Origin of the sequence: Streptomyces sp. NPDC088124 (assembly GCF_040685895.1) — a bacterium.
GTDB lineage: Bacteria > Actinomycetota > Actinomycetes > Streptomycetales > Streptomycetaceae > Streptomyces.
The window spans coordinates 59569-80538 of the sequence record NZ_JBFBJB010000033.1 but is presented as its reverse complement, the minus strand read 5'-3'; the positions used below and the strand labels follow the sequence as shown (position 1 = coordinate 80538).

Annotated in this window: 16 protein-coding genes; 8 read left to right on the top strand and 8 right to left on the bottom strand. The window is 72.7% G+C overall.

Translation table 11 applies throughout. The annotated features are described in order from the left end of the window. Positions 1-186: 186 nt before the first annotated feature. The 3 genes from AB0P17_RS26080 to AB0P17_RS26070 are packed head-to-tail and all read right to left on the bottom strand — an operon-like array spanning position 187 to position 1753. A complete protein-coding gene (locus AB0P17_RS26080; RefSeq protein ID WP_365814345.1) occupies positions 187-606 on the bottom strand; it encodes an arsenate reductase ArsC in 420 nt (139 codons plus the stop codon). After that, positions 606-1376: an aquaporin gene (locus AB0P17_RS26075; protein ID WP_365814344.1), complete on the bottom strand. Its 771-nt coding sequence runs from the start codon at positions 1374-1376 to the stop codon at positions 606-608. Before AB0P17_RS26075 ends, AB0P17_RS26080 begins: the two co-directional genes overlap by 1 nt. Further along, positions 1373-1753 (bottom strand): metalloregulator ArsR/SmtB family transcription factor, encoded by a 381-nt coding sequence (locus tag AB0P17_RS26070; protein ID WP_365814343.1) that lies wholly within the window; start codon positions 1751-1753, stop codon positions 1373-1375. The genes AB0P17_RS26075 and AB0P17_RS26070 overlap by 4 nt, the downstream gene beginning before the upstream one ends. A gap of 250 nt (positions 1754-2003) precedes the next feature. Between AB0P17_RS26070 and AB0P17_RS26065 the strand changes: the two genes are divergently transcribed. Next, complete coding sequence (locus AB0P17_RS26065) at positions 2004-2948, top strand: bile acid:sodium symporter (RefSeq protein ID WP_365814371.1); 945 nt, start codon at positions 2004-2006, stop codon at positions 2946-2948. A 243-nt stretch (positions 2949-3191) separates the two neighbouring features. On the opposite strand, the gene AB0P17_RS26060 is transcribed toward AB0P17_RS26065, so the two are convergent. The 4 genes from AB0P17_RS26060 to AB0P17_RS26045 form a co-directional block, all read right to left on the bottom strand. After that, complete coding sequence (locus AB0P17_RS26060; RefSeq protein ID WP_365814342.1) at positions 3192-4460, bottom strand: APC family permease; 1269 nt, start codon at positions 4458-4460, stop codon at positions 3192-3194. Positions 4461-4657: 197 nt separating this feature from the next. Next, positions 4658-5374 (bottom strand): cation transporter, encoded by a 717-nt coding sequence (locus AB0P17_RS26055; protein ID WP_365814341.1) that lies wholly within the window; start codon positions 5372-5374, stop codon positions 4658-4660. Next, complete coding sequence (locus AB0P17_RS26050; protein ID WP_365814340.1) at positions 5374-5709, bottom strand: metalloregulator ArsR/SmtB family transcription factor; 336 nt, start codon at positions 5707-5709, stop codon at positions 5374-5376. Before AB0P17_RS26050 ends, AB0P17_RS26055 begins: the two co-directional genes overlap by 1 nt. 144 nt (positions 5710-5853) lie before the next feature. Then, positions 5854-6495 carry a TetR/AcrR family transcriptional regulator gene (locus AB0P17_RS26045; RefSeq protein ID WP_365814339.1) on the bottom strand — a complete coding sequence of 214 codons (642 nt, stop codon included), beginning with the start codon at positions 6493-6495 and terminating at the stop codon, positions 5854-5856. A 191-nt stretch (positions 6496-6686) separates the two neighbouring features. Between AB0P17_RS26045 and AB0P17_RS26040 the strand changes: the two genes are divergently transcribed. After that, positions 6687-8087: an MFS transporter gene (locus tag AB0P17_RS26040; RefSeq protein ID WP_365814338.1), complete on the top strand. Its 1401-nt coding sequence runs from the start codon at positions 6687-6689 to the stop codon at positions 8085-8087. After that, entirely contained in the window at positions 8084-9394 is a 1311-nt protein-coding gene (locus AB0P17_RS26035; RefSeq protein WP_365814337.1) for an FAD-dependent monooxygenase, read from the top strand. The genes AB0P17_RS26040 and AB0P17_RS26035 overlap by 4 nt, the downstream gene beginning before the upstream one ends. Here the strand turns inward: AB0P17_RS26035 and AB0P17_RS26030 are convergent. Further along, positions 9378-10910: a PucR family transcriptional regulator gene (locus AB0P17_RS26030; protein WP_365814336.1), complete on the bottom strand. Its 1533-nt coding sequence runs from the start codon at positions 10908-10910 to the stop codon at positions 9378-9380. The two genes, AB0P17_RS26035 and AB0P17_RS26030, sit on opposite strands and share 17 nt — an antisense overlap. A 163-nt stretch (positions 10911-11073) precedes the next feature. Here AB0P17_RS26030 and AB0P17_RS26025 point away from each other — a divergent pair, with 163 nt between their 5' ends. From AB0P17_RS26025 to AB0P17_RS26005, 5 genes are all read left to right on the top strand, one after another. Next, on the top strand, positions 11074-12567 hold the full coding sequence (locus tag AB0P17_RS26025) for a sodium:solute symporter (protein WP_365814335.1): 1494 nt from the start codon (positions 11074-11076) through the stop codon (positions 12565-12567). A 174-nt stretch (positions 12568-12741) separates the two neighbouring features. Beyond that, a complete protein-coding gene (gene speB, locus AB0P17_RS26020) occupies positions 12742-13791 on the top strand; it encodes an agmatinase (protein ID WP_365814334.1) in 1050 nt (349 codons plus the stop codon). Continuing rightward, the gene (locus AB0P17_RS26015; protein ID WP_365814370.1) at positions 13788-15467 is read left to right on the top strand and encodes a thiamine pyrophosphate-binding protein; all 1680 of its coding nucleotides are present in this window, start codon (positions 13788-13790) and stop codon (positions 15465-15467) included. Before speB ends, AB0P17_RS26015 begins: the two co-directional genes overlap by 4 nt. A gap of 128 nt (positions 15468-15595) precedes the next feature. Next, positions 15596-16603 carry a serine hydrolase gene (locus AB0P17_RS26010; protein WP_365814333.1) on the top strand — a complete coding sequence of 336 codons (1008 nt, stop codon included), beginning with the start codon at positions 15596-15598 and terminating at the stop codon, positions 16601-16603. Positions 16604-16823: 220 nt separating this feature from the next. Further along, complete coding sequence (locus AB0P17_RS26005; protein WP_365814332.1) at positions 16824-20849, top strand: ABC transporter transmembrane domain-containing protein; 4026 nt, start codon at positions 16824-16826, stop codon at positions 20847-20849. The last annotated feature ends 121 nt before the right edge of the window (positions 20850-20970 follow it).

Below are 20970 nucleotides of genomic sequence, written 5' to 3'. Positions count from 1 at the left end.
GGCGGCTTGGGCCCTGGGACCCAGCCCGGGACCCAAATCCACCGGCGCCGGGAGCCCTCTGGGTCCTGGGGTGTCAGGCGCCGAAAACGCAGGTGAAGCAGGTGCTGCCGCCAGGTGAACGTCTCTCGGCGGTGCCGGACGCGGGTGCTGCGCGGCTGCGTCGGCGCACGCCGGTCCTGGTGGCCGTCACGCCGCTGGCTCGATGCGGAATTCGGCGAGCAGGCCGCGGACGCGCCGCTCGATCTCGTCGCGGATCGGCCGGACGGCCGCGACGCCCTGCCCGGCCGGATCGTCGAGCTGCCAGTCCAGGTACCGCTTGCCGGGGAAGTAGGGGCAGGCGTCGCCACAGCCCATGGTGATCACGACGTCCGAGGACTGTACGGCCTCGGTGGTGAGGACCTTGGGGGTCTCGGCGGCGATGTCGATGCCGGCCTCGGCCATGGCCTCCACGACGGCCTGGTTCACGGTGCTCGCGGGGGCTGAGCCGGCGGAGCGGACCTGGACGCGGTCACCGGCGAGGTGGGTGAGGAAGGCGGCGGCCATCTGGGAGCGGCCGGCGTTGTGCACGCAGACGAAGAGGACGGACGGGGTGGTGGAGGTGCTCATCAGGTCAGGGCGCTTTCTTCGGTGGAGCGGGTGGGGGTGGCGGACTTCTGCCCGCCGGGTAGGACGACGGCCTCGGACCCGGTCCCCGTCGTGCGGCCGAAGCAGACGGTGACCAGCGCGAGTCCGGCGGCGGCGCCGAGCAGCTGGGCGGTGAGGAAGGGCAGGACGGAGGTGGGGGCGATACCGGCGAAGGTGTCGGTGAACGCCCGGCCGATCGTGACGGCCGGGTTTGCGAAGCTGGTGGAGGAGGTGAACCAGTACGCCGCGCCGATGTAGGCGGCGACCAGCGGCGGCGCGAGGTGTGCGCGGCCGGCGCGGGCCAGGCCGAAGATGAGCCAGACGAGCCCGGCGGTGGCCACCGCCTCCGCCAGCCACAGGTGTCCGGCCCACCGCTCGTGCGTGGAGAAGTGCACCATTGGCTTGCCGAACATGGCGTCGGCCAGCAACGCGCCGCCGATCGCCCCGACGGTCTGGGCGGGTACGTACGCGGCGACATCGCGCAGGGTGGGGCCGTCGCCGGTGCGTCGGCCGGTGAACCAGGCGGCCAGGGTGACGGCGGGGTTGAAGTGGGCCCCCGAGACCCCTGCGAGCAGGGCGATCAGTACGCCGAGGCCGAAGACGGTGGCCAGAGAGTTGGCCAGCAGTTGCGTGGCGACGTCATGGGTCAGTTCGGTGGCCTGGATCCCGGAGCCGACCACCACCGCGACCAGCGCGGCCGTCCCCAGCCCTTCGGTCGTCGCCCGCCGCAGCAGCGGCGCGGGCGCGCTCACGCCGGGGCCTTCGCGGATACGGCGGGAATCTCCAGCAGGGCGGACAGCTTCGCCAGGGCCTCGGGGAGCACCCAGTAGTACACCCAGGTCCCGCGCCGCTCGGAGCCGACCAGACCGGCCCCGCGCAGCACCTTCAGGTGGTGGGAGATCGTCGGCTGGGAGACGCCGAAGGGGCCGATGAGGTCGCACACGCATGCCTCGCCACCCTCGTGGGAGGCGATCAGTGACAGCAGCCGCAGCCGGATCGGGTCCGAGAGGGCCTTGAACATCCGCGACAGCTCGGCCGCGGCCTCCTCGCCGAGGGGCTCACGGACCATGGGCGCGCAGCACGCGTCGTCGTCCTGTCCGAGGACCGGCAGAGCAGCTTGTTTCGACATTCTTCTATATTGACAGTTGTCGATGCCAGCGGCAAGGCCGGCTGCATCGGCGGATATCGAAAATGCCGTTCGATGGGAGACCGCCATGTCCCGTGTCCAGAGGCCAGGCGCCCGCTGAGCGGGAGGCGCCGCAGGCCCGGTACGGCGGCCTGTGAGGATGGACAGCGCGCGGCCGCCACGAGGCGGCCGGCGGGAACATGAGGGAGCGGTTCGGGTGTCGCAGCAGGGACCGCAGGGCCTGGTCGAGCGGATGGAACACCACCAGGTCGCGATCTACCTGGCGGCGATGGCCGCAGGCGGTCTGATCGGCTGGGCGGTCCCCGGGCTCGGGCCGGGTCTGGAGCACGCCATCAACCCGGTCCTGGGCGCGCTGCTGTTCGTCACCTTCCTCCAGGTCCCCGCCGCCGCGTTGGTGCGCTCGTTGCGCGACGGACGGTTCCTGTCCGCCGCGGTGGTGGTGAACTTCGTGGTGGTGCCGCTGGTGGTCGCCGCGATGTTCGCGTTCCTGCCCGTGGACCAGGCGGTGCGGCTCGGCGTGCTGCTGGTGTTGCTGTGCCCGTGCGTCGACTATGTGATTGTCTTCTCCGGCCTGGCCGGCGGGTCCAGCCGCCGGCTGCTGGCCGCGACTCCGGTTCTGCTGGTCGTGCAGATGCTGCTCCTGCCCGGCTTCCTCTACCTGTTCATGGGCTCGGATCTGGCCGACATCGTCGAGGCGGGCCCGTTCGTCGAGGCGTTCCTCGTTCTGATCGTCATCCCCCTCGCCCTCGCCTGGATTCTGCAGGCGTGGGCCGCCCGCCGCCCGGCCGGACAGAAGGTCTCCGACGCGGCGACCACCACGATGGTGCCGCTGATGGCCGCCACCTTGCTGGTCGTGGTCGCCTCCCAGGTGCCCAAGCTCGGCGGCAGCCTCGCCGACGTCGCCGCCGTGGTCCCCTTCTATGCCGCGTTCCTGATCGTGATGGCGTTCGCAGGGAAGGGAGTTGCCCGCCTGTTCCGCCTGGAGGCGCCCGCGGGCCGGGCGATCGTGTTCACCGGGGCGACCCGCAACTCCCTCGTCGTGCTGCCGATGGCCCTGGCCCTGCCCGACGACCTGGCCGTCGCAGCGGTCGTCGTGGTCACCCAGACCCTCGTCGAGGTCCTCGGCATGGTCGCCTACGTCCGCCTCGTCCCCCGGCTCGTCCCGGACCGGACCTAGGGCCTCTCGTTTGGATCATGCTGGGCTCGCGTGCCCTGGCACCGCGCCTCGCCGCGTTGTCGTCCGTCATCCCCAAGGTCTCGGCTTCGCTCGACCAGGGGAGGCCCCATCCGCTCCTGCGTCGCCTCCCTCCTCCGCCTTGCGATCCACGGCACCAGACCCCGCTCCCTGATCCAGCCTGATCCAAACGAAAGACCCTAGCCGTGAGCCAGTCCGCCGCGAGCTGACGTCCCCGTGGCGGGTTCACCGCCGGGCGAGTCTCCGGCGGACCGCGTACGCGACCGCGCCGGCCGCCAGCACCAGCGCTCCCGTGACCACGGAGGAGACGGGGAGAGCGAAGGCCAGCACAAGGCAGCCGGCCAGGCCGAGCGCGGGGACGATCCGGGCCGGGCGGCCTTCGGCGGGGGTCAGGGTCCAGGCGGAGGCGTTGGCGATCGCGTAGTAGGCCAGGACACCGAAGGAGGAGAAGCCGATCGCCCCGCGCACGTCCACGGTCGCGGCCGCGGCGGCGACGGCGGCACCGACGACGAGTTCGGCCCGGTGCGGGACCTTGAACCTCGGGTGCACGGCCGCGAGGGCGTGCGGGAAGTGGCGATCGCGAGCCATGGCCAGCGTCGTACGGGAGACGCCGAGGATCAGCGCGAGCAGCGAGCCGAGCGCGGCGACGGCCGCGCCGACGCGCACCACCGGGACGAGCCAGGCGGCGCCCGCGGCCCGGGCGGCGTCCGTCAGCGGTGCCGCGGCCGCGGCGAGGCCGTGCGGGCCGAGGACCAGCAGGACGGAGACGGCGACGGCGGCGTAGACGACGAGGGTGATGCCGAGCGCGATCGGGATGGCCCGGGGGATGGTGCGGGCCGGGTCGCGGACCTCCTCGCCGAGAGTGGCGACGCGGGCGTAGCCGGCGAAGGCGAAGAAGAGCAGACCCGCCGCCTGGAGCACCCCGGCGAACGTCGCGTCCGAGCCCACCTGGAGGCGGGCGGCGTCCACCGCACCTGAGGTGAGCGAGGCCGTCACGACGGCGGCGAGGACCGCCAGGATCACGGCGACGACGAGGCGGGTCACCAGGGCGGACTTCTGTACCCCGGCGTAGTTGACCGCGGTCAGCGCCACCACGGCGGCGACCGCGACCGCGTGGGCCTGGCCTGGCCAGACGTACGAACCGACGGTCAGGGCCATCGCCGCGCACGAGGCGGTCTTGCCCACGACGAACGCCCACCCGGCCAGGTATCCCCAGAACTCGCCCAGCCGCTCGCGCCCGTAGACGTAGGTGCCACCGGAGGTCGGGTAGCGGGCGGCGAGCCGCGCCGAGGACGTGGCGTTGCAGTACGCCACGACCGCCGCGAGCGCGAGCCCGATCAGCAGCCCGGAGCCGGCCGCGCGGGCGGCCGGGGCCAGCGAGGCGAAGATCCCGGCGCCGATCATCGACCCCAGCCCGATCATCACCGCGTCCGGTACCCCCAGACGCCGCCGCAGTTCGTCCGGAACCCGGGGCGTGGGCACGCTGCTGCTCACCTTCGTCACTCCTCGACCACGGCCGCCGACCGGAAGGGCCCGCGGTCCGCGCGCACGATAAGGGTTCAAGCTGAACACCACGCACCCATGCCCGGAGCGTGGACGCGCGGGTCGGGCCCCGTTCCCCGCCCCTCAGCCGTTGCCCGGCACGTATCAGCGGGGGCGCGCGGAGCGAGGCGGGGTCGGCAACGAGCTGTTCACGAGCAGCAGGAGCAGCCGGGCCCACAGCCGCAGGCATCAGTGCCGGTCGTGGCGGCCGCCGACGTCGCCGCCGTAGCGGTGGGGGCGCAGCAGCCCTTGCCCTTCCAGGCGTCACGGCCCTCCTTCACCGCGATGGCGGCGATGACGAGGGCGGCGATCGGGTCGGCCCAGGACCAGCCGAGGGTGGCGTTGAGAACCAGGCCCACCAAGAGGACGGCGGAGAGGTAGGTGCAGAGCAGGGTCTGCTTGGAGTCCGCCACCGCGCTCGCGGAGCCGAGTTCGCGGCCCGCCTTGCGCTGGGCGGCGGACAGGAACGGCATGACGGCCAGGGACAGCGCGGCGAGGACGATGCCGGTGACCGACCGGTCCGCCTCACCGGTGCCGGCCAGCGCGCGGACCGCGTCGACGCTCACGTAGGCGGCGAGGGCGAAGAAGGAGACGGCGATGATCCGCAGGGTGCGCTGCTCGCGTGCCTCGCGGACGGCCTGGTCGCGGGCGGAGAACTGCCAGGCCACCGCGGCGGCGGAGGAGACCTCGACGATGGAGTCCAGGCCGAAGCCGATCAGGGCGGTGGAGGACGCCGCCGTCCCCGCCGTCAGGGCGACGACGGCCTCGATGACGTTGTAGGCGATGGTCGCGGCCACCAGCAGCCGTATCCGGCGGGCCAGTACCTCGCGGCGGGCCGGCGACAGCCCCAGGGATATGGACACCATCAGCAGCAGCCCTTCGTGGCGGCATCGGGGCAGGTCTTGTCCTCCTCGACCGCGACGACCGCGGCCAGGAGATGGTCCAGGGCGTGGCCGAGGCGTTCGTCGGCGAGCTCGTAGCGCGTGCGCCGGCCGTCGGGCACGGCGACGACCAGGCCGCAGTCCCGCAGACACGCCAGGTGGTTCGACAGCCGGGTCCGCGAGATGCCGAGGACGTCGGCGAGGTCGGCCGGGTAAGCCGGCGCCTGCCGGAGGGCGAGCAGGACCCGGCAGCGGATCGGATCGGCGAGCGCGCGGCCGAAACGGGCCAGCACCTCGATGTCGGAAGCGACGGTCAGCACAACCCGACAGTACACGGTTTCCTGAATTCAGGAAACCGTGGATTGTGTGGGGTGGTGGCCGCCGCACGCTCGCCCCGGAGAAGGAGACCTGCCGGCGGGCGGACCCGGACAGGTTCTCGACGGCGTCCTCGGTATCGGTCGGGCCTACCGCGTTCGGTAGGCCCGGAGAAAGGTCCGTACCCCCTCGACGACGAGTGGCCGTACGCGGGTGTCCTCCGCGGCGTTCGCGGAACCGAGCCGGTCCAGCGCGACGCCGAAGGTCAGCGCGATGAACTGGTCGGCCGCGAGCCGGGCGTCCGGGACGTCGAGCAGCCCGGCCTCGGCGAAGGCGGCGAACCGCTCGGCGAGCGCCTCGTCGGGGGTGTCCGCCATGGAGTTGTAGCCCCGCTGCGCGAGGTGGCCGGATTCCGCCCGGACCAGTCGCTGCAGCGTCGCGTACTCCGCCGAGCCGAGCATGTCGGTCGCGATGCGCATCGAGAACGTGACCAGGGCGTCCTCAAGGCCGGGCTCCTCCGTGAGGGCGGTGAGGTCGGTGAGGGTGTCGTCGAGGGTGCCCCGGATCGTGGTGATCAGCGACTGGCCGACGGCGTCGACGACCGCTCGCAGCAGCGTCTGCTTGTCGCCGAAGTAGTCGTAGACGGTCCGCTTGGACACCTCGGCCCTGGCGGCGACCGCGTCGACGCTGGTCCGGTCGAAGCCATCGGTGAGGAACAGTTCCCGGGCCGCCGAGAGGATGGCGGCCCGCTTCGGCGTGGACCCCTCGCGCAGTGTCTTCGTGGTCGGCATGAACGCATCTTAACGTCCTACACTGCACGGTGTAGTGTAATTCTGTCGGCGGGCGCGCCGCACGCGTACACACCCTGCGCATCGCGCCTCGCGTGAACGGCCGCTGTGCCCGCGCCGGGCCCGGCAGGGCGGCGGCGCTCCGCGTACGGCCGATCGCTCCTCACTCGCCCGGCAACGACGGAAGGACGTCCATGACCACAACAACTCCGGTTCCCCCGGCCCGCATCGGGAACGCGGCTGTCGGGGCCCTCGGCCTGCTGGCCGTCGCCACCGGCGCCCTGGAGTCGGTGGTGACGCCGACGCTCCCGCTCCTCCAGCGCGAGCTGGACATGAGTCCCGCCGAAGGGGCGTTACTCAGCATCACGCTCCTCATCACCGGCGCGCTCGTCACCCCGGTCGCGGGCAAGTTCGGCGACCGCTACGGGGGAAAACGGGTCCTGGTCCGGCTGATGGCGGTGGTCTCGGCCGGCGGCCTGGTGTCCGCCCTGGCGCCGAACCTGCCGGTGCTGCTGCTCGGTCAGATACTGCAGGGAGCGATGGTGGGCGCGCTGCCCCTGTCGTTCATCCTGGTGCGCGAACACCTCCCCGAGGGAGAGTCGAAGGTGGCCATCGGGGTGGTCAGCGGGCTGTTCGTGGGCGGCGGGATGGCGGGAACGCTGGCGGCCGGGCCCGTGGCGGAACAACTCTCCCGGCACTGGATGTTCGCGCTGCCGACGATCGCGGTCATCGGGTCCACCCTGCTGGTCAACAGGCTGATGCCGCGGGACCGGCCGGGCCCGTCGGACGGTGCCCTGGTCGACTGGCCCGGCCTGGTCCTCCTGAGCGGGACGCTGGTCACGCTCATGCTCGTCCTCGCGCTGGCGCCCGACCTCGGCGCGCAGCCCCTCGTGCTCGGCGCCCTCCTCCTGGTGACCGCCGCCTTCGCGGCCGGATGGGTGGCGGTGGAGCGCCGTGCGGCCTCGCCGATGGTCGATCTGCGCATGCTGGGGCGCCCCGCCGTATGGAAGGCGTGTGCGCTGACGTTCGTGATCTGCGTCGGCACCTCGGTGCCGGTCTATCTCGTCCCGCAGCTCTTCGCGGTCTCCGCCGACGGCTACGGGTTCGGGGCGAGCGCCACCGAGATCGGCTTCTTCCTGCTGCCCGGCGCCATGGCCGCGTCGCTGGCCGGGCCGATCGGCGGGATCGGGGCGCGGCGCTTCGGCTCGCGCGCCGTGGTCACCACCGGGACCGTCCTCATGGTCGCCGCCCTGTTCACCCTGGCGGCCGTGCACACCGAGGTCTGGCACCTCGTCATCGGCAAGGCGCTGATCGCGCTCGCCAACGGCCTGTGCGTCACGGCGATGGTGACCAGCACCGCCACCTCCGTCGATCAAGGTGACACCGGCATCGCCACCAGCCTCGTCCTGGTGACCCGCGTCCTCGGTTACGCCGTGGGTGTGCAGGTCAGTGGCGCGATCCTCACCGCCGGGACCCCTTCCGGATCGGACGTCCCGGCCGAATCGGCCTTCGTCACCGGCTTCGTCATCGCGGGCGCCGTCACGGCGCTGTCCCTGCTAGTCGTCCGTACCCTGAGCAAAGGAGTCAAGGAATGACCCGCAATGATCTGATGAGAGAAGATCTGGTCAGTATCGATCAGTCCAGGGCTGATCTGCCGAGGACCGATCCGGCCGCTCCCTCCAGGGGCTTCCGTACGTCACGGAGGCGCACGGTCCTGATATCCGGGGCCGGCATCGCGGGGCCCGCCCTCGCGTTCTGGCTGAACCGCCACGGATTCGCCGTCACGGTGGTCGAGAAGGCGGGCGCACCGCGCGGCGGCGGTTACCCCGTCGACGTGCGCGGCACCGCGCTCGATGTCGTCCGGAGAATGGGAATCCTGCCGCGGCTGCGGGACGCGCACATCGACCTGCGCCGGCTGACCTTCCTCGACGGGGACGGCGACGAGGTGGCCTCGGTCGCCCCGCACACCGTCACCGGCGGTGTCGCGGGACGAGACGTGGAGGTCCGGCGCGGGGATCTGACCGCCGCTCTCCACGCGGCGGTCCGCGACGACGTGGAGTTCTTGTTCGACGACTCCGTCGACACCCTCGACCAGCCGGGCCGCGGGGCCGACCGGTCCGGCCACGGGGTCGACGTCACCTTCCGCGGCGGCGGCAGCCGTACGTTCGACATCGTGGTCGGCGCGGACGGCCTGCACTCCCGTACCCGCGCGTCCCTGTTCGGCCCCGAAGAGCGGTTCCACCGGTACCTCGGCTACTGCTTCGCCGGATTCACCCTGCGCAACACCTTCGGGCTCTCCTACGAGACCGTGATGTGGAACACCCCGGGCCGGGCCGCGGCACTCTACGCCGTGGGGGGCGACGAGGACGTACACGTCCTCCTGAACTTCGCCCGCCCGGAACCGCCGTTCGGCGCGTTCCGGAACCCGGAGGCCCAACGGGAGCTGGTCGCCGAGGTCTTCGCCGACGCGGGATGGGAGGTCCCTGGGCTGCTCGCCGCCCTGCGCGACGCCGACGACCTGTTCTTCGACACGGTCAGCCAGATCCGCATGCCCCGTTGGTCCAGTGGCCGGGTCGCGCTGGTGGGCGACGCCGCGTACGCGCCCTCGTTCCTCACCGGTCAGGGCTCCAGCCTCGCGCTCGTCGGCGCGTACATGCTCGCCGGTTCCCTGGCCGGCCGGGACCACGCCGCGGGCCTCGCCGCCTACGAACACGACACCCGCGGCTTCGTGACGCTCAACCAGGACCTGGTCGGCGAGGGCGGCGCCGCGCTCTTCCCGGCCACGGCCCAGGCCCTGGAGCGGCGCAACGACATGCTGCGCGAGCTGACCACCCTGCCCGTCGCGGAGGGACGCCCTGCCCACTCGGCCCTCACCCTGCCCGCGTTCACGCCCGTGACGTGAGACCGGGCGCGGGCGGCTCTCGCAGCGCGAACCACAGCTCCATCCGTACGTCGGGGTCGTCCAGGTCCCGCTTCAGGAGCGCCGCGCAGCGGGTGATCCGGTGGCGGACCGTGTTGCGGTGGACCGTCAGCGCCACCGCCGTACGGTCCCAGCTGCCGTGCAGCGAGAGCCAGGCGCGCAGCGTCTCGATCAGCGCCGGGGCGCCCGGCGCCGCCAGCACGGGGGCCAGGAGCGCGCGGGCGTGGGCGGCGGCCTCCTCCGGGGCGATCAGGGCGGTGAGCCCGGCCGCCGGGCCGGCCGGGTCGTGGCGTACCAGCGGCGTACGGGTGGCCTCCGCGCGGCCCAGGGCGCGCAGCGCGCGGGTGTCGGCGGCGGCCAGCTCCTCCGGGGGGACCGGGTCGCTGACGCCGAGGGTCCAGCCCGGCTGGGCCGTGACCTCGCGGTCGGTGAGGACGCGGACCGTGGTGCCGTCCGTGTCGGCCAGCGCGCTGCCCAGGGCCGCCGCCAGCGCGCCCGCCGCGAAGGGGGTGGCGCCGCCGCGCCCCTGGACGACCCGCCAGGGCCCGGGGCCGAGGAGCGGCGCCGCCTCGGCGGGGGCGGCGCCGAGCAGCAGCCGGACGAGCGCGGCCGAGCGGCCCGCCTCCGCCGCGCCCTGATGCGGCGCGGTCAGCAGGGAGAGCAGGACCACGGCGACGCCCGCGACGGTGTGGTCGCCGGGTTCGCGCCGTTCGGCCGCCACGCCGAGCACCAGGCCCTGGCCGCCGCCGAGCGCGTACGCCGCGAGGTGGGCGCCCGGTGTCGTGTCCGTGGCGGAGGAGGGGGTCGGGGCGGAGGCCGGGCCGACCACCCTGGCCAGGCGCGCGAGCGCCGTACGGGCGCCCGGGGCCGCGACGCGGCCCGTCGAGTGCAGCTCCGCGCCGTCCGGGGCGAACAGGACCGCGCGGCCACCGAGCCCCGACGCCAGCTGGTGCAGCACGGCGGGCACCGGGTCCTGCCGTGCCGCCGCCGCGGCCAGGCCCTGCTGGGCACGGGTCACCCGGCGCAGCTCCCGGTGGCGCGCCTCCGCCATCAGCCGCCACACCGCGCGCGCCACCGCCGTGAACTGGGTACGCGGCGGCACCTCCAGCAGCGGCAGCCCGTGCCGGTCGCAGGCGTCGACCAGGGCGGGCGGCACCGTGTCGTACACCGGCGTCACCCCGAAGCCGAGCGCCGCCGCGCCCGCCTCGACCACGCGTGCCGTGTACGCGTCCGCGGCGGCGTCGGTGAGCTGGACGCCCGCGGTCAGCAGCAGCTCGCCACCGAGCAGATAGGGGTACGGGTCCGCCATCTCCGAGGTGTGCACCCACTGCACCACCTGCGCACCGTCGTCCGGCGGGCCCGCGATCCGGCGCAGCCCCAGCGTTCGGTCGGCCAGCAGCTCGGCCAGCGGGACCGGGGGAGTAGGTGGAGAGGACGAGGGGGCGGAAGAGGGCGGGGGTGATGAGGGGGCGGAAGGGGCCCCGGTGCTGTCCGGCATGGATGATCCATCCCTCCTCTACGGAAAGAATGGATGAAACGTACACTTCAGCGCTGCTTTGCGGCCACCTACCGTCATGACCCACACGCTCGGCCACGTACGGCCAGTACGGCCACGTACGAACGCGAGTGCCCTCAAGCGTGAGACGAGACGGAGGAAGCCCATGGCTGTCGACTACGCGGTGATCGTCGTCTATCTGGCCGGCATGCTCGCCATGGGCTGGTGGGGCATGCGCCGCGCCAAGTCCAAGAGCGAGTTCCTGGTGGCGGGCCGCAGGCTCGGCCCCTGGATGTACTCCGGCACCATGGCCGCCATCGTCCTCGGCGGCGCCTCGACCATCGGCGGCGTCGGCCTCGGCTACCGGCACGGCCTCTCCGGCGCCTGGATGGTCTTCGCCATTGGCCTCGGACTGCTCGCCCTCTCCGTCTTCTTCTCCGCGCGGATCGCCCGGCTGAAGGTCTACACCGTCTCGGAGATGCTCGACCTGCGGTACGGCGGCCGGGCCGGGCTCATCTCGGGCATCGTGATGTGGGCGTACACCCTGATGCTCGCGGTCACCTCGACCATCGCGTACGCCACGATCTTCGACGTCCTCTTCGACCTGAACCGCACGGTCGCGATCATCCTGGGCGGCGCCATCGTCGTCGCGTACTCGACGCTCGGCGGCATGTGGTCCATCACGCTGACGGACATGGTGCAGTTCGTCGTCAAGACGATCGGGGTGCTGCTGCTCCTGCTGCCCATCGCGGTCGTCAAGGCGGGCGGGATCGGCGAGATGAAGGCGCGGCTTCCCTCCGAGTACTTCTCGCCGTTCGGCATCGGCGGCGAGACGATCTTCACGTACGTCCTGATCTACACCTTCGGCATGCTGATCGGACAGGACATCTGGCAGCGGGTGTTCACCGCGCGCGGCGACAAGGTCGCGCGCTGGGGCGGCACCGTCGCCGGTACGTACTGTCTGCTGTACGCGCTGGCCGGCGCGGTCATCGGGACGGCCGCCAAGGTGCTCTACCCGAACCTGGGCAGCGCCGACGACGCCTTCGCGACCATCGTCAAGGACGAACTGCCCCTGGGCGTACGGGGGCTGGTGCTGGCCGCCGCGCTCGCCGCGGTGATGTCGACCTCCTCGGGCGCGCTGATCGCCTGCGCGACCGTGGCCAACAACGACATCTGGGCGCGGCTGCGCGGCGCCGTCGGGCGGGGCGGCGCGGACCGCGGGGAAGCGGGCCGCGGGGAGGTGGACGAGGTGCGCGGGAACCGGCTGTTCATCCTGGTCATGGGGGTCGGCGTGATCGCCGTCGCCGTCGCGCTCAACAACGTGGTCGAGGCACTGACCGTCGCGTACAACCTCCTCGTCGGCGGACTGCTCGTACCGATCCTCGGCGGGCTGCTGTGGCGGCGCGGCACGGTGTACGGGGCGCTGGCCGCCGTGGTCGTCGGCGGGGTGACGGTCGTGGGGCTGATGGCGGCGTACGGGATCCTCGCCAACCAGCCCATCTACTACGGCCTGCTGGCCTCCCTGGCCGCCTATGTGATCGTCAGCCTGGCGACGCGGCCGACGGACGAGGCGGTGCTCGCCGCGTGGCGCGCCCGGCTCGCGGGAGAGGCGCCGGAGGAGGCGGGGGAGCCCGCTGTCAGTGGGCTGGTCCATTCTTAGACGAAAGCACTCCGGACAGAACTGCACGGAGCGGCACAGAGCAATACGCAACAGCTGTAACGGCCGTAACAACTGCATCAGCCGTAACGGCTGTAACGGTCGAAATAGCCGTAACAACCCCAGCGCGTGACGCGGTACGGAACCGCATGCGGCGACACCCGGAAAGGCCCGACGATGAGCAGCAACGGACACCACGGACAGCACGGACAGGACGGGCAGCGGGGGCACCGCAGCGGCCCGCGCGGGCCCGTCGACTCGTCCCGTGTCCCGAGGTACGCGGGGCCGGCCACGTTCGCCCGGCTGCCCCGGCTGGACGAGGTCGGCACGGCCGATGTCGCGGTCGTCGGCGTCCCCTTCGACACCGGGGTCTCCTACCGGCCGGGCGCCCGCTTCGGCGGCAACGCGATCCGGGAGGCATCGCGCCTGCTGCGCCCGTACAACCCCGCGCAGGACGCCTCCCCGTTCGCGCTCGCGCAGGTCGCGGACGCCGGGGACATCGCCGCGAACCCGTTCGACATCAACGAGGCGGTCGACACGATCGAGGCGGCCGCCGACGACCTGCTGGGCACCGGCGCACGGCTGATGACCCTCGGCGGCGACCACACGATCGCACTCCCGCTGCTCCGTTCGGCCGCGAAGCGGCACGGACCGGTCGCGCTGCTCCACTTCGACGCCCATCTGGACACCTGGGACACCTACTTCGGTGCGGAGTACACCCACGGCACCCCGTTCCGCCGGGCCGTCGAGGAGGGCATCCTCGACACGGAGGCGCTCTCGCACGTCGGGACGCGCGGCCCGCTGTACGGGAAGCGGGACTTGGACGAGGACGCCAGGATGGGGTTCGGGATCGTCACCTCCGCCGATGTGATGCGCCGGGGCGTGGACGAGATCGCGGACCAGCTGCGGCAGCGGATCGGGGACCGGCCGCTCTACATCTCCGTCGACATCGACGTCCTGGACCCGGCGCACGCACCGGGCACCGGCACGCCCGAGGCCGGCGGGCTGACCTCCAGGGAACTCCTGGAGATCATCCGGGGGCTGGCCTCCTGCCGGCTGGTCTCCGCCGACGTGGTGGAGGTCGCGCCCGCGTACGACCACGCGGAGATCACCTCGGTCGCCGCCTCCCACACGGCGTACGAGCTGACGACGGTCATGTCCCGCCAGATCGCCAGGACCGCACCGGTCGCCGGGGGCGCCAACAGCGCTGCCGCCGAGGCGCGCTGATGCACGATCACGACCACGACGTGGTGCGCCTCACCCCGGAGCAGGCCGCCGCGGCGCTGTCCCCGCCACCCGGCCGGCGCGGCGGCGATCTCGTCGTCGAGACGCTGTACGGGCTCGGCGCCACGACCGTCTTCGGCCTGCCGGGACAGCACGCCCTCGGCATGTTCGACGCCCTGCGCCGCTCCTCGCTCCGGTACATCGGGCTGCGCGTCGAGAACAACGCGGGGTTCGCCGCCGACGCGTACGGCCGGGTCACCGGCGAGGTCGCCCCGCTGCTGCTCTCCACCGGCCCCGGCGCCCTGACCTCGCTCGCGGCGCTCCAGGAGGCGGCGGCGGCCTCGGCGCCCGTGCTGGCCATCTCCAGCCAGGTACCGGCGGCGGGCCTGGGCGGCGGGCGCCACGGGTATCTGCACGAACTCCGCGACCAGCAGGCGTCCTTCCGCGACATCGTCAAGTCCGTCCATCCCGTCCGTAAGGCCTCGCAGATCCCGTCCGCGCTCGCCGCCGCCTGGGAGTCCGCGCTCACCGCCCCGCACGGCCCGGTGTGGGTGGAGATCCCGCAGGACGTGCTGCTCGCGGAGGTCTCGCTGCCGGTCGTCACGGCGATGGACGCCACCCCGCGCGAGCTGCACCCGCGCCCCGAGCTGACCGCCGTCGCGGCGCGGGCGCTGTCGCACGCGGCCCGGCCGGTGATCATCGCGGGCGGCGGGGTGGTCCGGGCGGACGCCTCCGGCAAGCTGCGCGCGCTCGCGGAGAAGCTGGACGCGCCGGTCGTCACGACAGCCGGGGGCAAGGGCGCCTTCCCCTGGGAGCATCCGCTCTCCCTCCAGTCCTGGATGGAGGACCGGCACACCACGGACTTCCTGGAGGACGCGGACGTGCTGCTGGTGGTCGGCTCCGGGCTGGGCGAGCTGTCCTCGAACTACCACACCTTCCGCCCGCGCGGCCGGGTGATCCAGATCGAGGCGGACCTCGGCAAGCTGGAGTCCAACCACCCCGCGCTGGGCATCCACGCCGACGCCAGGCTCGCGCTGGCCGCGCTGGTGGATTCGGTGGACGAGCGCCCGGACCCGGCCGCCGCCGCGTCCGTACGGACGGTGCTGGAGCGGGTACGGGAGCGGATCGCGGCCCAGGACCTCACGCTGGAGCGGCGCGTGCTGGCCGCCGTCCGCGACGCCCTGCCCGCCACGTCCCCCAGCTTCTGGGACATGACGATCCTCGCCTACTGGGCCTGGTCCGCCTGGCCGGGCCCGATGCACTCGGGCCAGGGCGCGGGCGGCCTCGGGTACGGCTTCCCGGCGGCGCTCGGCGCCGCGGCGGCCGACCGTACGAAGCCGGTCCTGGCGGTGTCGGGGGACGGCGGGGCGATGTACTCCCTCGCGGAGCTGGCCACCGCCCGCCAGTACGACCTGCCGGTGACCTGGCTGATCGTGGACGACGGCGGCTACGGCATCCTCCGCGAGTACATGACGGACGCCTTCGGCGAGCCGACGGGGACGGAGCTGTCCCGGCCCGACTTCGTCGCCCTGGCCCGGTCCTTCGGCGTCCCCGCGGTCCGTACGGCACCGGATTCCCTGCGCGAGGACCTGGCGAAGGCGCTCGCCGAGCCCGGCCCTTCCGTGGTCGTACTCCCCGCCCTGCTGCGCATGTTCGCCCCGACGCACCTGGACACCTGAGCGCCGGGTCCCGCTTGTCCGCAAGTGTGACCCGGCCCCGTACAACCATTCGCCGACGCTGGTGAGTCATGTGTCAGTGAGCGTGCCGCGGGGCGCGTTCGCCGACATCCAGGGGGACGGGACCCGACATGACCCAGCAGTGGACATCAGCACCAGGACAGCGTCCGGGAACGGGTTTCTCCTCCCGGCGGCGGGCCCGTGGGGCGCTCTCCGTGGCGCTCGCCGCGGGCGTGCTCGTTCCGGTCGCGGCCGTGGCGGGAGCCGCGCCCGCCGCCGCGGCCGCGCCCGCCGTCGTCTGCACCTCGGGGAAGGCGGGGCTCGCCGACCGGCTCACCAAGGACATCACCGCGGCGCTCAAGAACAGAGCGTCCACGACCGCCGTCGGTGTCTTCGACCGTACGACGAAGACGACCTGCACCCTGCGGGCGACGCAGAAGTACGACTCCGCCAGCGTGGTCAAGGTGACCGTCCTCGCCACCCTGCTCTGGGACGCGAAGAAGACCAACCGCTATCTGACCCAGCGTGAGGTCGACCTCTCCACGGCCATGATCACCAAGTCGGACAACGCGGCCACCACCACCTTGTGGAAGCAGCTCGGCCTGACGAAGATCAAGGGCTTCCTCAAGGCGGCCGGCATGACCCTGACCGTCCCCGGCACGGGCGGATACTGGGGCCTCACCCAGATCACCGCCCGGGACGAGCAGAAGCTGCTCGCCCTGATCACCGCGAAGAACACCGTGCTCAGCGACAACTCGCGCGCCTTCATCCTGGAGCGGATGCGCAAGGTCGTCGCCTCCCAGCGCTGGGGCGTGCCCGCCGGGGCCCCGGCGACCGCCACCGTCCAGCTCAAGAACGGCTGGCTCTCCCGCTCCACCCATGGCTGGCGCGTGCACAGCGTCGGCGCGTTCACCGGCAAGGGGCACGACTACACGATCAGCGTGCTCACCCACGACAACAAGACGATGAACGACGGCGTCAACACCATCCAGGCCGTCGCGAAGGCGGTCCACAAGGACCTCAACCCCGTGGCGGCGAAGACGGGGGCCGCCGTCCACTCCGTACCGCAGACGCCGTACGAGGCCGTTCCGGCGACCCCGGAGAAGGCGGCGAGGGAGGCCGTTCCGGCGACGCGCTGACGCTTCCGCGCCGCTGGGTGATCGACTGGAGGTCCCTTGCGGTCCCTTGACGCGACCCCCGGCCCCCGGTGCGAACTTATGTGCGAGTCTCCGGTCCTAGGTCAGGTCTAGGACCGGAGACCGGTATTTGTTGCGGAGGGATGAAATCCGCTCTCGCCCGCGTTGGTGCATTCCGGCAGATCAGGACGTCCCGACGGCGTCCGGGCGACAGGAGGCAGCAGTGGCGGGCGGGTCGGCGGAGCAGGGCTGGGCACGGCGGCTGGCCGGGTACGCGTGGCGGTATCGGCGCAATGTGATTCTCGCGCTCGGATCGTCGCTGGCCGGCATGGCGGTGATGGCCCTCGTCCCGCTGATCACCAAGGTCGTCATCGACGACGTGATCGGCGCGGGAGACCGCTCGCTGTACGTTTGGACCGGGCTGCTCGTCGTCGCCGCGCTCGTCGTCTACGTGGCCACCTACATCCGCCGGTACTACGGCGGACGGCTCGCCCTCGACGTCCAGCACGACCTCCGTACGGAGATGTACGCCACCATCTCCCGGCTCGACGGGCGCCGTCAGGACACCCTCTCCACCGGGCAGGTCATCGGTCGCGCCACCAGCGACCTCCAGCTCATCCAGGGGCTGCTCTTCATGCTGCCGATGACCATCGGCAACGTCCTGCTCTTCCTGATGTCCCTGGCGATCATGGCGTGGCTGTCGCCGCCGCTGACCCTGATAGCCCTGGCCGTCGCGCCCGCCCTCTGGTACATAGCCCGCCGCAGCCGTACCAAGCTGCACCCGGCCACCTGGTACGCCCAGTCGCAGGCCGGTGCCGTCGCCGGTGTCGTGGACGGCGCCGTCTCCGGCGTCCGCGTCGTCAAGGGCTTCGGCCAGGAGGACCAGGAGACCGGGAAGCTCCGCGAGGCCGGGCGCAAGCTGTTCGCCGGCCGGCTGCGGACCATCCGGCTCAACGCCCGCTACACCCCCGCGCTCCAGGCGGTCCCCGCGCTCGGGCAGGTCGCGATGCTCGCGCTCGGCGGCTGGCTGGCCACCCGGGGGCAGATCACCCTCGGCACGTTCGTCGCCTTCTCCACCTATCTGGCCCAGCTCGTCGGCCCCGTCAGGATGCTCGCCATGGTCCTGACCGTCGGCCAGCAGGCGCGGGCCGGGGTGGAACGCGTACTGGAGCTGATCGACACCGAACCCACCCTCCAGGACGGGGCGAAGGAGCTGCCGGCCGACGCGGAGGCGTCGGTCGAGTTCGACGACGTGTCCTTCGCGTACGAGGACGGCCGCCCCGTCCTCGACGGCTTCTCGCTGGAGCTGGCCCCCGGTGAGACCGTCGCCGTCGTCGGCGCCTCCGGCAGCGGCAAGTCCACGCTCTCGCTTCTGCTGCCCCGCTTCTACGACGTGACCCACGGCGCCGTCCTCGTCGGCGGCCGGGACGTCCGCGAACTCACCCTCGCCTCGCTGCGCGCCGCGATCGGCCTCGTGCCCGAGGACAGCTTCCTCTTCTCCGACACGGTCCGCGCCAACATCGCGTACGGCAAACCCGACGCCACCGACGAGGAGATCTTCCGGGCCACCCGCGCCGCCCAGGCCCACGGCTTCATCAGCGAACTGCCCGGCGGCTACGGCACCAAGGTCGGCGAGCAGGGCCTCACGCTCTCGGGCGGCCAGCGCCAGCGCATCGCCCTCGCCCGCGCGATCCTCACCGACCCCCGGCTGCTCGTCCTGGACGACGCCACCTCGGCCGTCGACTCCCGGGTGGAGCACGAGATCCACGAGGCGCTGCGCGCGGTGATGGCCGGGCGCACGACGCTGCTCATCGCCCACCGCCGCTCCACGCTCGGCCTGGCCGACCGGATCGCCGTACTGGACGCGGGACGCCTCTCGGATGTCGGTACGCACGAGGAACTCCAGGAACGCTCCGCCCTCTACCGGCGGCTGCTGACCGAGCCCGACGAACTGGGCTCCACCTCACCGGGAGGCGCCCGCGACGCCGCCGCGCCGGACGCGGGCACGTCGGACGCGGGCATGTCGGCGGTGGGAACGCCGGACGCGGGCATGTCGGCGGTGGGAACGCCGGACGCGGGCGCGCCCGAGGCCTCTCGGCCGGCGGCGGGGCCGTCGCCGTCATCGGCGCGTACGAAGGACGGCTGTCCGGTGACGGACGGCTGCCCGGCGGACGACCTCGCCCTCCAGCAGGTCCAGCAGGAGATCGACGCCGAGTTCGACGCGGAGCGCGGCGTCACCCCCGCCCTGTGGGTACGGGACGAACTCGCCGCCGGTGCCCCGGCCGACGCCGGCGCCACCCCCGAACTGCTCGCCCAGGTCGCGGCGCTGCCCCCGGCCACCGATGTCCCCGAGGTCGACGAGGCGCGCGCCGTCGCCGCCGAGGAGTCGTACGGGCTGCGCAGGCTGCTGCGCGGCTTCGGACTGCCGCTGCTGGCCAGCCTGGCCCTGGTCGCCGTGGACGCCGGGATGGGGCTGCTGCTGCCGGTCCTCATCCGGCACGGCATCGACCAGGGCGTCGAACAGCTCGCGCTCGGCGCGGTATGGGTGGCCGCCTCGCTCGGCCTGCTGACCGTGCTGGTCCAGTGGGCGGCCCAGATCGGCGAGATGCGGAAGACCGGCCGCACCGGGGAGAGGATTCTCTACTCCCTGCGCCTGAAGATCTTCGCGCAGCTCCAACGGCTCGGACTCGACTACTACGAGCGCGAGCTGACCGGCCGCATCATGACCCGGATGACCACCGACGTCGACGCCCTGTCGACGTTCCTGCAGACCGGGCTGGTCACCGCGTTCGTCTCCGTCGTCACCTTCGTCGGCATCCTCGTCGTCCTGCTCGTGATCGACCTGGAGCTGGCGCTCGTCGTCTTCGCGACGCTGCCCGTGCTGATCATCGGTACGGTCTTCTTCCGCCGCAAGAGCGTCCAGGCGTACGAACTCGCGCGCGAGCGCATCAGTGTCGTCAACGCCGACCTCCAGGAGTCGGTGTCCGGGCTGCGCATCGTGCAGGCGTTCCGGCGCGAGGGCGACAGCGGCGAGCGCTTCGCCGGCCGCAGCGACCACTACCGCGCGGCCCGGGTGCGCGGCCAGTGGCTGATATCGGTCTACTTCCCCTTCGTCCAGCTCCTGTCGTCGGTGGCGGCGGCGGCCGTGCTGATCGTGGGCGCGGGCCGGGTGGAGGCGGGGACGCTGACGACGGGCGCGCTGGTCGCGTACCTCCTCTACATCGACCTGTTCTTCGCACCCGTGCAGCAGCTCTCGCAGGTCTTCGACGGCTACCAGCAGGCGACCGTCTCGCTCGGCCGGATCCAGGAGCTGCTGCGGGAGCCGACGTCGACGGCGGCCCCGAAGAAGGCCCTCGACGTGCTGTCGCTGCGCGGGGAGCTCACCTTCGAGGACGTCCACTTCGCGTACCAGGGCGAGGAGGTCGATGCCGGAACGGTGGCCGATGCGACGGCGGGCGATGTGACAGCGGGCGGCGTCACATCCGGCGGTTCGGGGGAGGCCGCCCTCAGCGGGGTCGACCTGCGCATACCGGCCGGGCAGACCGTCGCCTTCGTCGGCGAGACCGGCGCCGGCAAGTCGACGCTCGTCAAACTGGTCGCGCGGTTCTACGACCCGACCGGTGGCCGGGTCACGGCCGACGGTACCGATCTGCGCGACCTGGACCTGACGGCGTACCGGCGCCGGCTCGGCGTCGTCCCGCAGGAGGCGTACCTCTTCGTCGGTACGGTCCGCGACGCCATCGCGTACGGGCGCCCCGAGGCGACCGACGCGGAGGTGGAGGCCGCGGCGCGCGCGGTCGGCGCGCACGAGATGATCGCCACCCTGGACGGCGGCTATCTGCACGAGGTCGCCGAGCGCGGCCGCAACCTCTCCGCCGGGCAGCGCCAGCTCATCGCCCTCGCCCGCGCCGAACTGGTCGACCCGGACATCCTGCTGCTGGACGAGGCGACCGCCGCCCTGGACCTGGCCAGCGAGGCGCTGGTCAACCAGGCGACCGACCGGCTCGCGGGGCGCCGTACGGCCCACCCGTCGCCCGGCCACCACCCCTCATCGAGCGCTCGCGCGCGCACCACCCTGATTGTCGCGCACCGGCTGACGACGGCGGCGCGCGCGGACCGGGTGATCGTCATGGACCATGGGCAGGTCGTGGAGGACGGCACGCACGAGGAACTGCTCGCGCTGGACGGCCGGTACACGCGGCTGTGGCGGAGCTTCATCGGGGAGGAGGAGCCCGCGGTCGTCTCGTGAGGCGCCCGGCCGGACGCGCGGCCGCGGTGACCTGCAAGCCCGCCGTGGCCTACAGGACCGCCGCGACCTACGAGTCCACCGCGGCTTGCAGGACCGCCGCGGCCTACGGGACCGCCGTGGC